General features: G+C 48.7%; 13 protein-coding genes. 9 read left to right on the top strand and 4 right to left on the bottom strand.

Annotated features, from left to right (window positions below):
* Positions 1-5 precede the first annotated feature (5 nt).
* Both KJS94_RS02990 and KJS94_RS02985 read right to left on the bottom strand, forming a co-directional pair.
* Positions 6-839 carry a UbiA family prenyltransferase gene (locus KJS94_RS02990; protein WP_214449158.1) on the bottom strand — a complete coding sequence of 278 codons (834 nt, stop codon included), beginning with the start codon at positions 837-839 and terminating at the stop codon, positions 6-8.
* Between the two features lie 9 nt (positions 840-848).
* A complete protein-coding gene (locus KJS94_RS02985) occupies positions 849-1,304 on the bottom strand; it encodes a hypothetical protein (RefSeq protein WP_214449159.1) in 456 nt (151 codons plus the stop codon).
* Between the two features lie 52 nt (positions 1,305-1,356).
* Here KJS94_RS02985 and KJS94_RS02980 point away from each other — a divergent pair, with 52 nt between their 5' ends.
* Complete coding sequence (locus KJS94_RS02980; protein ID WP_214449160.1) at positions 1,357-2,358, top strand: LuxE/PaaK family acyltransferase; 1,002 nt, start codon at positions 1,357-1,359, stop codon at positions 2,356-2,358.
* Between the two features lie 349 nt (positions 2,359-2,707).
* Here KJS94_RS02980 and KJS94_RS02975 read toward each other — a convergent pair whose 3' ends face one another.
* On the bottom strand, positions 2,708-3,148 hold the full coding sequence (locus KJS94_RS02975; RefSeq protein WP_214449161.1) for a DoxX family protein: 441 nt from the start codon (positions 3,146-3,148) through the stop codon (positions 2,708-2,710).
* Positions 3,149-3,478: 330 nt separating this feature from the next.
* Here KJS94_RS02975 and KJS94_RS02970 point away from each other — a divergent pair, with 330 nt between their 5' ends.
* From KJS94_RS02970 to KJS94_RS02950, 5 genes are all read left to right on the top strand, one after another.
* Positions 3,479-5,833, top strand: coding sequence for an ABC transporter permease (locus tag KJS94_RS02970; protein ID WP_214449162.1), 2,355 nt, complete (start codon positions 3,479-3,481; stop codon positions 5,831-5,833).
* 173 nt (positions 5,834-6,006) lie between these two features.
* The gene (locus tag KJS94_RS02965; RefSeq protein WP_214449163.1) at positions 6,007-6,684 is read left to right on the top strand and encodes an ion channel; all 678 of its coding nucleotides are present in this window, start codon (positions 6,007-6,009) and stop codon (positions 6,682-6,684) included.
* A 17-nt stretch (positions 6,685-6,701) separates the two neighbouring features.
* A complete protein-coding gene (gene cax / locus KJS94_RS02960) occupies positions 6,702-7,826 on the top strand; it encodes a calcium/proton exchanger (protein ID WP_214449164.1) in 1,125 nt (374 codons plus the stop codon).
* Positions 7,827-7,829: 3 nt separating this feature from the next.
* On the top strand, positions 7,830-8,507 hold the full coding sequence (locus tag KJS94_RS02955; protein ID WP_214449165.1) for a VIT1/CCC1 transporter family protein: 678 nt from the start codon (positions 7,830-7,832) through the stop codon (positions 8,505-8,507).
* On the top strand, positions 8,504-9,124 hold the full coding sequence (locus KJS94_RS02950) for a hypothetical protein (protein ID WP_214449166.1): 621 nt from the start codon (positions 8,504-8,506) through the stop codon (positions 9,122-9,124). Before KJS94_RS02955 ends, KJS94_RS02950 begins: the two co-directional genes overlap by 4 nt.
* A gap of 137 nt (positions 9,125-9,261) precedes the next feature.
* Here the strand turns inward: KJS94_RS02950 and KJS94_RS02945 are convergent, their stop codons facing one another.
* A complete protein-coding gene (locus KJS94_RS02945) occupies positions 9,262-9,654 on the bottom strand; it encodes a nuclear transport factor 2 family protein (protein WP_214449167.1) in 393 nt (130 codons plus the stop codon).
* 461 nt (positions 9,655-10,115) lie between these two features.
* On the opposite strand from KJS94_RS02945, the gene KJS94_RS02940 reads away from it, so the two are divergent.
* From KJS94_RS02940 to KJS94_RS02930, 3 genes are all read left to right on the top strand, one after another.
* Positions 10,116-10,595, top strand: coding sequence for a hypothetical protein (locus tag KJS94_RS02940; RefSeq protein WP_214449168.1), 480 nt, complete (start codon positions 10,116-10,118; stop codon positions 10,593-10,595).
* A gap of 848 nt (positions 10,596-11,443) precedes the next feature.
* The gene (locus tag KJS94_RS02935) at positions 11,444-11,845 is read left to right on the top strand and encodes a hypothetical protein (RefSeq protein ID WP_214449169.1); all 402 of its coding nucleotides are present in this window, start codon (positions 11,444-11,446) and stop codon (positions 11,843-11,845) included.
* 152 nt (positions 11,846-11,997) lie between these two features.
* Complete coding sequence (locus KJS94_RS02930; protein ID WP_214449170.1) at positions 11,998-12,471, top strand: DUF7684 family protein; 474 nt, start codon at positions 11,998-12,000, stop codon at positions 12,469-12,471.
* Positions 12,472-12,599 lie beyond the last annotated feature (128 nt).

Here is a 12,599-nt window from a genome sequence, read left to right as displayed (position 1 = left end):
AAAGACTAGATGGTTCCGATGACCACCAGCAAGGCCTGCAACAGCATCATTCCGTCCACCCCTGCCAGGTAGAGGTAGTCGTTGTTCATTCTTTTGGTGGCCTGGATGACGATACGGGTACACAAGGCGGAGAGCAGCATGGCATGGAAGAAGGCGAAGGCACCGGTGCGGGCGAGCTGCCATGCCGATAATAGCACAAAGAACCCTAATGCGATATCCGTAAACAGGTAAGCACGCCCTACCCCCCATCTTACGGGCAGGGTCCGGATGCCATCCAGTGCATCCACTTCCCGGTCGCGGATATCAAAGGCCAGGCAGAGCACCCACATAAAAATGAAACGACGGACCATCACCAGCCAGAAATCAGCCGGGTCGAGTCCCGTTTGGTCCACCGGGAACCAGACCGTGACCAGGGTCCATTCGAGGGAAAGCAGGATGATCTTCAGGCCGCCATATTCCTTTAAGCGTTTGCGCCTGAACGGTAGTAAGGGAAAAGAATAGAGTGCTGCCAGGATGGCGAGTACCACCATCACCAGGAAATGCCGCGGTTGCAGCCACCACAAACTTACCAGGACCATAAGTCCCCCGATGGCCAGCATCCGGACTTGGTTGTTGCGATTGGCAGCGGTCCACCTGGCCCGCTCGGTGATGATGGGCTTATCGGGCTTGAAGAAATAATGGAGGTTGTATTGTACCAGGGTGGCGCCGAACACAAAGGCATAGACCGACCAATGGTTGGTTGGCAAGCCCAGCAGGAGATTGGTTTCCATGCATAAGGCAACCGCACAACAGGCGATGAACAAAGCACTGAAGAGAAAGAAATCAACGAAGGACTTCATGGTGTAAACCTATTGACCCAGCAGGACAATAGTACCGGTAACAGCGGTATCGCTGGTATTGTTCTCCCGATCCATCACCACCAGTTTAATGCGGATGGTATCGTTCTTGTCCTGGCCGGGACGGGCCTGGATCTCCTTGTAGATATTCACCCAATCGAGGTTGAGTTCGATCTCCCCCTTATCATTGTCCGGGAAATCAGGCACCGGCAGATTGATGGGTGCATAGGGCGGCACATTGGGCGCCAGCCTGCGGGTATTGAGCAGTTCAGGAAGATAGATCAGGGAGCCGCGGCTTACATCCCCTTCCTTATCGGTGTATTCCATGCGCACAAAAAGGGTACCCCCCACCGGAACAATACTAGTTTCTTCCTTGATGGAGATGGACGGAGTGGTCTGGAATTTATCTTTGCTGCAACTCGTCGTGATAGCGAACAAGACCAATACGGGTACCAATTTCCTGAGCATAAGCGATCTATATTGTGAACGAATTTATCAACAAGCCGGCGATTAACCTAACATGCGAAGCGAATTGATTCATAAAATTTTCCTAACCGGGCCGGATGATTTTGAGCCGCTGGCACTGGCTATTTTCCGTTACCAATACCAACACAACAAGGTATACCGGGAGTATTGCAAGGCCATCCACCGGCCTGCGGAACAGGTACACCAACTCACCGATATCCCCTTCCTGCCCATCCGCTTTTTCAAAAGCCATGCCATCACAACAGGAACATTTGAGGCCGAGACTTGGTTCGAAAGCAGCGGTACCACCCAGACCATCAACAGCCGGCACTATGTACGCTCATTGGAACTTTATCAAAAGAACTTCATGGAGGGCTTCCGTTTGTTCTATGGCGAGCCCACCGACTGGTGCATCATTGGCCTTTTACCTGCCTACCTTGAAAGGCAACATTCCTCCCTGGTGGTGATGGCCGATGCCCTGATCAAGGCTTCGGGGCATGCCGATAGCGGCTTCTACCTATATGATTATGAAAGATTGCATGACACCCTCTCGCGGCTGGAAGCGGCGGGACAGCCCACCCTCCTGCTGGGTGTCACTTTTGCCCTGCTCGATTTTGCGGAGCAGTTCCCCATGGCGCTGAAGCATACGGTGATCATGGAGACCGGGGGCATGAAGGGAAGGCGGAAGGAAATGACCCGGCCGGAACTGCATGCCATCCTGCAGTCGGGCTTGCGTGGGGCGCGGATCCATTCGGAATATGGGATGACCGAGTTGTTGTCGCAGGCCTATTCCCAGGATAATGGCATCTTCCATTGCCCGCCATGGATGAAGGTGGTATTAAGGGAAGAAGACGATCCCTTCCGGCTATGGGCGGCCACGCCGGGGGACAGGAAGAGCCTGAACGGGGTGATCAATGTGATCGACCTGGTGAATATCGACTCCTGTGCCTTCATTGCCACCGATGATATGGGGAAACTTTATCCCGGGGGCGGCTTCGAGGTGCTGGGGCGCCTGGACAATTCGGATATCAGGGGGTGCAGCCTGATGGTGCTCTAAAAAATATTTTTGGTGTAAGCAGCATTCCGTAAAACCGGTTGGTCTTTTATTCCTGAAAGGGCTCTATTTTAACCCTTTATGACCAAAGCTTACTGCTTTTTACTGCTGCTTGCTTACCAGCCACTAAGACCGGGGACGTTGTTCCCGGTTTTTTTTTTGGAATTAGTATGATTCACGCAAAGACGCGACGGTACGCAAAGGCACAAAGGTAGCAGAGCCTTTGAGGGGTTTTATAAGAGCGCAACGCTTTGGCTGTGCCAAATTATTTTAGTTTTCGTTAGGTAACGCTTTGCCTGCCTTAGCTTTGGCATCGGCAAGCAAAGGACCGCGAAGGGCGCTAAGTTTTTTTTCAGGCCCCGGTTCGGCGGTCGGGTTCTTTCATGGACCAGGGTCCATCACCGGCTACCAGGAAATAGACCAGCAATCCCAAGACGAGCACCTGTACAAACCAGGCGGGGAAAGGCCGGAACAATTCCTGGCCGCTATTCACGAAAAATAGCGCACCCAACAGGATGGGGATCTGGATCAGGCAGGCGATACGGGTGTAAGCCCCCAGGATCAGCAGGATACCACCCATCAGGTGGGCAAGGAAAATGTAGTGACCCAGCACCACTAATGCGAAGGAAGGCATGGGAAGGTTGGCATTCACATCCGCCATCATATCACTCATATTGGCCGGGAACTGCAGCCCGCGGATACAGAGGAAAATGCCCAGGGCAATGCGTACAATGTCCATCCACCGTGGATGGTGCATATCACCCCAATGTTCAATGCGTTGAAGGAGGTTCATATGCCTAGATTATGGGTGAAGAAATAAAGAGCAGTTATAAGTTACGAAAAAATCGGGAGTTATGGAGGGTGCTGGAAAAGGCATACAGCTCAAGGTAGTTGGGGGGATAGGAATGTAACGCAAAGTTCGCCCGCCTTCGCTTCGCTTCGGCGGGTAAACCTACCAAATTATCCTGTTTTAAATTCGAACGCTAACTGTACCAAAAGCGGACAGTCCCTCCCCTATTAAAAATTCATAACTCAAAGATTTTCAGGCAATTAAAAAACTGGCATCATTCTGCTTGGGAAAATGGCAAACCATCTGCCATTTGCAAGCAATAACATTATACCTATGATCCTTAATTATTTCAAGCTGGCCTGGCGCAGTCTACGCAAGAACAAAGCGTTCTCCCTCCTCAATATCGCAGGACTGGCCATTGGCATGTGTTGCACGATGTTGATCCTGTTATGGGTGTACCAGGAAAGGTCCTGGGACAAGCACAATGAACACTACCAGAACATCTACCACATCTTTTCGCACCGCGATTTCAATGGCGAGATCAATACCGGTCCCGATATGATGTACCCGCTGGCCGGGGCCATCAAGGACAATATCCCCGAAATTGAAGCCGCTACGGCACTGACCTTCCCCGAGCAGGCGCTGTACACCAATGGCGATATCATGCTGAAGAAAACGGTGGTGCAGGCTACACCGGACTATTTCAAACTCTTCACCCACCAGTTCATTGAAGGCAATGCAACAGGCTTCAGTCAAACCGATGGGCTCATCCTGACCGAAAGTACTGCCAGGGCATTGTTTGGCTCTACCAATATCCTGGGCAAACAGGTAATGGTCAACAATAAACGGAACACCACGGTCAGTGCCGTGATCAGGGATCTGCCAAAGACCTCCAGCATCCAGTTTGACGTGCTGGAACCCGTAAATAGTAGTTCCCCCTTTTTCCAGCAAGCTGCCAATGACTGGATCAACTGCAACCTGGCCGTATATGTGAAAACCAAGGCCGGAGCCCAACCCCAAAAACTGGAAAGCTCCATCATGAATTTGATCAGGTCGAGGGTAAAAGATCCCAATCCTACCACCAGGGGAAGCATTACCCTACATCCCATGGCCAAGTGGAGACTATATGAAGAATTCAAGGGAGGAAAGAATACGGGGGGACGCATCGCTTATGTGAAGCTCTTTACCTGGATCGCCATCATCATATTGGTGATCGCCTGTATCAATTTCATGAACCTTTCCACCTCCCGGTCGGAGAAAAGGGCCAAGGAAGTAGGCATCCGGAAGACCCTGGGCTCAGAGAAAGCGCAGTTGCTTTTCCAGTTCCTCGCTGAATCCATCCTGGTGGCCTTTATCGCCTTCCTGCTGGCAGTAGTACTCTTCTACCTGGTATTACCCGGATTCAATGCCCTGCTGAAGACTGAGATCAGCATTCCTTATCACCATGCCAATTTGTGGCTGGTGATCATAGCCATCATAATAGGAACAGGCCTTGTAGCAGGAAGCTATCCAGCCTTCTTCCTCTCCGCCTTCCAACCGGTAAAAGTGCTGAAAGGCACTTATGCAGGCGGCAAGGGCGCATCCCTTCCCAGGAAGCTGTTGGTGACCGGGCAGTTCATCGTTTCCATTGTCCTGATCTCTGCCACCATCATCGTGTACCGGCAGATCCAGTTTGTGCAGCAACGCGACCTCGGCTACAAGCAGGACAACCTGGTGATGGTCCACTCCTCTGAACAACTGAACCAGAACTATACGGCCTTCCGGAATGAGTTGATGCAATCGGGCCTGGTAGCCTCCATCAGCCGTTCTTCCAATCCCCTGACAGATATCTTCGGTTATACATCAGGGGTGAGTGTTAAAGGTCCGGTCAACAATAATCCGGTACTGGGATTTTTCTTTGCCGACGCCAATTTTTCCGGGACCGTCCAGGCCAGGATGATTGAAGGCAGGGATTTCCAGGTGGGTGATACCAATTCCGTGCTCCTGAATAAGGAGGCCGTGAAACTGTTGGGATTGAAGAACCCTGTTGGGCAGGATATCAAATGGGCAGGCAGGGACAGGCGCGTAGTGGGGGTCATCGATAACATGGTGATGCTTTCCCCTTATGAAGCACCTACGCCGATCCTGATCAATTATGAAGAAAAGTGGTCCAATATGACAACGATCCGCCTTGCTGAGCATGCAGATGTACGCAAGGCCATTGCCCAAATCGAACAAACCTATAAGCAACTCAGTCCGGCCACTCCCTTCCAATACCAGTTCGTTGACGAAGCCTTCCAGGAGAAATTCGACAATGAGCAGCTGGTAGGCAAACTGGCATTGGCTTTTTCGGGGCTGGCCATCTTTATCTGCTGTCTAGGTTTGTTTGGACTGGTGGCTTCCACCATTGAAAGGCGCACCAGGGAGATCGGCATCCGCAAGGTATTGGGCGCATCCGTTGGCCATTTGCTGGTATTGATGTCAAAGGACTTCATCATACTGGTGGGCATTGCCTTCCTGGTAGCGATCCCGGCAGCCTGGTGGCTGATGCATGAATGGCTGGCCAATTATGCCTACCGCGTGAACATCCATATCGGCCTGTTTGGACTGGTAGGACTATTGATCGCATGCATAGCCATCCTGACCGTTAGCCTCAATGCCTGGCGGGCAGCACTGAGCAACCCGGTGAAGACCTTACGAAATGAGTGATACTAACGTAGAAGAATATTCGAACTCTTAAGCGCAACCAGTGTTAGAAAAGGAGAAAAGCCCGGCACCCGATGCCGGGCTTTAACCGTTAAACAGGGCATACCGTTTACAAAGCCCAGCCCAACCCCTGCCAGTTAAGGGAATAGATTGTAAATTCCCTTAAACATGCATTGATGAAATTCACCCATCTATGGATATTTGATTATTTGTCTGCCAACACCCTACTGTTATTACTGACCAGTTTCACCATATTCGTTCTACCCCTCTTCCCTTCTTCCACTTACCCGGTACTGTATTCCGCCTTCTTCACCCTGATCTTCTTCATGGCCTCCTATGCGATCCATAAGACCAGTAAGCCCCTGCTGTTCATCACCCTTGCCCTGATCATTTTGGTCTGGGTCAGTAACCTGGCCAATTTAGAATCGCTGAAGATCCTTTTCCGGACCTGCCAGTTCCTGTTCTTTTTCTACCTCGTGAGCGCCCTGATCCGCCAGGTGGCAGCCAACCAGTCCGTTACCGCCAGGGTGATCGCCGATGCCATCACCGGCTATTTGTTACTGGGCTTCGCCTTTTCCCTGGCCGTTACCGTATTGGCTTCTGTGCATGCGGGCGCCTATAATTTCCATGGGGGAGCCTTATCGTCCAAAACATCTACGGAGATGTTTCCCGAAAATGTTTATTACACCTTCATCACTTTTACCACAACAGGCTATGGCGATTTTTTACCCCAGACCCCACTGGCCAAATCGCTGGCCATCCTGATCAGTGTCTCCGGGCAACTATACATCGCCGTTATCATCGCCCTGTTGGTCGGCAAGTATGCCGCCAACCAGATAACCCGTCAAGAATAACCCATATAAAGAATACCATGTCAACATCCACCAACTCCTTTCTCAAAAGCCTGCTGCGGCCATCCGTCTTCTGGCTTTTCGCGTTCATTCCCATCACCTTTATCCTGGAAAAGAGCGGGGCAAAGGATTCCACCATCTTCTTTACATCGGCCATGTCCATCATCCCCATTGCCAAGCTGATCGGGGAAGCCACGGAAAACCTGGCCCACCATACCGGAGATGCCATTGGCGGGTTGCTGAACGCTACATTCGGCAATGCACCCGAACTGATCATAGCCGTTATAGCATTGAAGGAAGGCCTGCATGAGATGGTACTGGCTTCCCTTATCGGGGCCATTCTCGCGAACCTGCTGTTGGCCACCGGCATTGCGATGCTGGTGGGTGGCGTGAAGTACCATGTGCAGGAATACAATCCCGTCAGCGTAAGGATCTACAACTCCATGATGTTCATCGCCATTTCCAGTATGATCATCCCGAGTGCCTTCAGCCGTTTCTTTGGCGCGGAAGAAGCCTACCAGCAAAACCAGCAAAACCTCAATATACTGTTATCGATCGCCTTATTGCTGGCCTATATCCTTTACCTCTTCTTCATGATCAAGACCCACCCCGATTTCTTCCGGAGTGCCGGCAAGGAAGAAGGGGAAGCGAGTGAGGAAGGAAGTTATTGGTCAGTGGGTAAATCAATCGGCGTGTTGGTTGCGGCCTCCGTAGGCGCCGCCTTTATGAGTGAAGTATTGGTAGGTGCGGCAGAAGGCACCGGCAGGGAACTGGGCATGAGCGCTGCGTTCATTGGAATCGTGTTTGTGGCCATCATTGGCGGGGCGGCGGAAAGCCTGTCGGCCATTGCCATGGCGCGAAAGAATAAAGTAGACCTCACCATGGGCATAGCCATGGGCAGTTCCATCCAGATCGCCTTATTTGTGGCGCCGGTGATCGTATTGCTGAGTTTTGCGGTGGGGCCTAAACCCCTTTACCTGGCCTTCAACAAAGCAGAATCCGGAGCAGTATTCATGGCCGTATTGCTCACGGCCGTGATCGCAGGTGATGGCAGGTCGAACTGGTACAAGGGCATCCAGCTCATTACCCTCTATGCCCTTATCGCCATTATGTTTTATTTTATACCGGAAATCACCAAACAATAAACCATGGCACAACAGGATTTCTGGATCAGGATCATCAACAGGCGCGGACCCTTGCTGGATCCCGTCAGCCGTACCTCGGAGATCATCTTCGGCCTGATCATGGTACTTACTTTTACCTGTTCCATCAGTGCGGCCACTGCCATGAAAGATGATATCCGAACCACCCTATGGGCCGCCCTGGGATGTAATGTCGCCTGGGGCATCGTGGACGGCTTCATGTACCTGATGGCCCTTTTGATAGAACGGGGGGATACCATCACGGCCGTGAGGACCGTACTCCAAAGCCAGGACAAGGGGGAAAGGGAGCAGGTCATCCGCGATTACCTGCCGCCCGCCATCGAAACGATCATCCAGCCCGGGGAATTGGAAAGCATCAGCCAGGCAGTGGGCAGGTTGCCCGAGCCACCGAACAAGGTCCCGATCACCTGGAAGGATGTGAAAGCCGCAGGTGCTATCTTCCTGCTGGTCTTCTTTTCCACCTTCCCTCCTACCTTACCCTTTATGTTGATGGAGGATTATGAGAAGGCCATCAGGATCTCGAATGCCATTGCCCTGTTGTTGCTGTTCATTACCGGCTATAAGCTGGGCAGGAGTTCGGGCTATCGTCCCTTCCCGATGGGATTGGTCTTTGCCCTTGTCGGTGCCCTATTAGTAGCTTCAACCATAGCATTAGGCGGATGAAAAAGCGATTATACATAAGCGTTATACTGGGATGCTTCCTCTCCATTGCCAACGCGCAGCAGGCCGATAGTTCCGGGAAGGGATGGGAAGTGGAAGCGGCGGCATTGTGGTACATCATACCCGATGACCAGTTCATATTGCCCATTGTGAAGGCGGATAAGGGCAGGCTGCATCTGGAGAGCCGTTACAATTACGAGGACAGGAATACCATTTCCTTCTTTGCGGGGTATAATATTAATGGCGGCAAGAAGCTGAGTTATACGATCACGCCCATGCTGGGATGGGCGGTGGGGCAATCGGATGGTATTGCGCCGGGACTGGAAGCGACATTGGGGCTGGGCAAGTTCGAGTTGTATTCGGAAATGGAATACCTGTTCGAGTTCAATGACAAGGCGAACTCTTATTACTATAACTGGACCGAGCTGAATTTCTATCCGCGGGATTGGCTTTGGTTCGGGATCACGGGCCAAAGGACCAGGGCCTACCAGAGTGAGCTGGAGATCCAGCGCGGGGTGCTGACGGGTTTCAGCTGGAAGCAGTTGAGTGTGACGGGGTACCTGTTCAATCCGTGGATGGAAGGGACTTTCGGGATTGTGAGTGTGGCGTGGGCGTTTTAGGCTAATAAGAGGGGTAACGCAAAGTACGCTTCGCCTGCCTTAGCTTTAGCATCGGCAGGTAATAAAGCGCGAAGAACGCAAAGAGAAATCCCCTTTGCGCCCTCTGCGTCCTCTTCGCGGACTTTGCGTTACTTTCCCTACCCCATCATCGCCCTTACCACCAACCACGTATCCGTATACTGCCGGAAAGCCACCACCTTTCCCTCCTTCACATCATAGCTATGCAGGAAATCGGCCTGCATGGATTTACCGGTCGGGGCATAGGTCCCCGAATAATACCCTTCCACGAAAACATGGCTACCCGCCGCATGGAAATTGGTAACGACCGCCTTCCAGTCGAGCCATTCCGTCTGCAAGCGGCGGAAAACCTTTTTGATCACTTCATCGGCCGAGGAATAGGATCCGCTGCCGGGGAAACCATCCATCTGCTTCCATTGGACAGCAGCGTCCAGCAGCTGAAGTAAGCCGGGTTCGTCCTTGGCCGCAAAATAGCGGTAGAGTGCTTCAATAACTTGAACAGGTTCCATCATGGCAAAAGATTGAGGCATAAAAATGCCCTGTCCGGGATGGAGCAAAAATGAACTGGTTCAAGTTTGGCAGGCACGGGAATAACAGAAGCCACGACACCTCCCCTACCCAAAACCGCTACCGTGTTTTCACGGAAAATACCAGGACAAGCCCAAAACCGTCTTTTTCCCCTTGCTTCAGAAAAATTCGCATATTAAATTAGGGACGTATTGACACTCAACCCTTTGGGACTGAGCAGGCGAAGCCGTGCCCAGGCATCAAAAATGAAAAGGCATCCGATGGAGAGGAAGTATAGTGCGAAAAGAAAAGGAGGCGACCATGAAGACAATTACAGTGGGCGGCATGTTTCACCGATTGCCCATCGGGTAAAAGTAAGTTACATGCTATTATGAAGCTCATAATATCGGCAGTCAATATTTTATGCATTTGCTCATGTGTAGACAGATTTGACAAAAAGTTATCCTTGACAAATAATATTTCCATTGTCTCTAAAACTTATGCAAAAAGAATTAGAATCAACAAGTCTAGTGATATTGACATCAGTTATTGTCAGGGGGAATCCACTTCAATTAACTCAGTTGACAATTGTATCATTCAAAATTCCGATACAGTAAAGTATTTAAGGAGATCGACTTTAATTTTTGATTCTTTGGGACAAATAAGCAAGTTTTTGCAATATCATCCAGAAGGTATTTTATCTTATTCAAAAAAAGATTTACTACAAGACACAGCAATTATTGAAGAAATATATATTAATCTCAAAAGATCAAATTCAATTGCAATTGATCTTAATCATGAAAAAATCATAGACAACGGGGATACTTTAAAAATTTACGACCATTGGGAGATACAAAAATTCATATTCGTAACTTCAACCAGGACAAATAAGAAAAAGTCCAATAATCTGGATTCTGACTATACTATAATTTACGCTTATGAATAACGACATTTAACATTGAGTTTCCTGCAATGATGGCATACAGTTGAACAATCAACAACATATCAACTACCATCCAATTTTCGGGCAGACAGGTTTTAATTGAAATGTAAATCTAAATTTAAACATCATAATTCTATTTGGCGTAAGCCCCGGGCTAATAATCTTAAAATCCAGAACTACAGCAAGCCCAGTTCGTTTTATGCAAACTACTGACACCCAAAAGCTTAAGTTACTCTGACATTTTCCTGAAATGAATAAACTTGACATAAGGCGACAAATCCTGATAACTAAGATATTTCTACTTGTCTGTGTTGTGACAATATTTTCTTGTAATCAAAAGCAAAAGTTTGACAAAACCAAATGGGCTGAAGTCGCAGACTTAATGACGTTTCCTAACAGAAAGTACATGATTGACGACTTGGTTCAAAACTATCAATTACAAGGTAAGACATATGACGAGTTAGTTGAACTACTAGGACCTCCACAATCTGAGCTTGACAGCACATTACAAGTTTACTATAACATTGACGTTGACTATGGCTCGGACATAGACCCTGTTTATACGAAAACTCTTTCAATACAGTTTGACAAGGATACATTCGTTAAAAACTATAAAGTGCAAGTTTGGAAAAAATAGTGGGATAAGAATATCTGCATACAAAATGCAGTTTTGAGACAGCGGGTGGCGAGGCAAAGCGTCGGTCATCACCTGTAATTCTATTTAGCTTTTGAATAATTTTCTATCTTTAGTGACACCGTTGAGCACTCGTCGCCAGGGACGACGTAAAACAATTGCCCCGCCGACCGCAAAGCCGTGATACGTTAGATGCTACTGCGACATTCTGCAAATTATGAGAGTGCCGATTTTTGTTATTGCTGGACTGCCCAATAAGAATGAGGTTGAACATTTGCCAGAATTGCAATCGAAGCTGAATGCTGCATTAAATAAAATTGTTCCCGGCTTAACTGCTCTTCGTAAGGAACATTTGTTTACAATAAGACACGACAATGCAACTATATATGCTGCTTTGATGAAGAACGAAGCAGAAATGAAAGACTGGAAGAAAATGGCCAAAGACTTTGAACTGACTATAGATATGAGTGGACTTAATAGGAAATCACTTGAGGCAAGACTCAACAGTATAAAAAGAACATTTCCTACTCTTTACCAGGATGTACACTATAACATAGCCAGAGCGACTTTTGATGTAATGGAAGATTTACCAAACATCAAAATCTATGGCTTTCTTTGAAAGATGCAGCAGCCAACATGGATTTGCTGCAATAGGTGCTGAAGAATTTGTTTTCAACTTATTATCTTTTTTAACGATAGAATGAAAGACAAGCTGCAGTTTTTCAAATACACCTACTGACAGCAACACCCTCTACGTTGCCCGCAACCTACATGCAGATAGTTCAAGGAACCATAAATGATCGTAAAGTCCTTTATTTCGATATAGATGACAGCCTTAACGAAATTGAAAGGATTGATCTTGAATCTTGGGTGACATATGTTATTGCGGACGATGTTTCCCATCCACTCTTAAATAGATATGCCGAGATGGCAATTGATAAGAACCTCCTTTATATGTCGGCCACCGGAAAAGCCGGTAGTGAGATTGATGACCTTTTTGATAGTTTGATTGTGCAAAGAGAGATCGAAGGAATGAAGTTGCCAATGTGGTTTAGAGACAAGGATGATGTATTAATGACTACATGGCATGATGATTTTGAAGAAGGCTATTGGTTTATTACGTCAGTAGCTCAGTATGAGGATTTTCCTATAAAATCAGTGGTTGTTGTTAACTTTAGTCAGATTAGCCGATTTGGAGAGATACAAGTTCTTACGGAAAGAATTCGTTCCGGACAATTTCCTTGAAATGAAACGACTGCGGGCAACACTGGGTTTTGCGTCATGGCGGCGGAAGCCTAAACCCTGATCGCCAGTAATTCTAATCATCTTTAAACCAGGGCTGGGCTGTGAATCCCTGAATACCGCCACGAACG

Source organism: Flavihumibacter rivuli (assembly GCF_018595685.2).
Lineage (GTDB): Bacteria > Bacteroidota > Bacteroidia > Chitinophagales > Chitinophagaceae > Flavihumibacter > Flavihumibacter rivuli.
The sequence above is the reverse complement of the archived record's forward strand: the minus strand, read 5'-3'. Positions and strand labels throughout refer to the sequence as shown.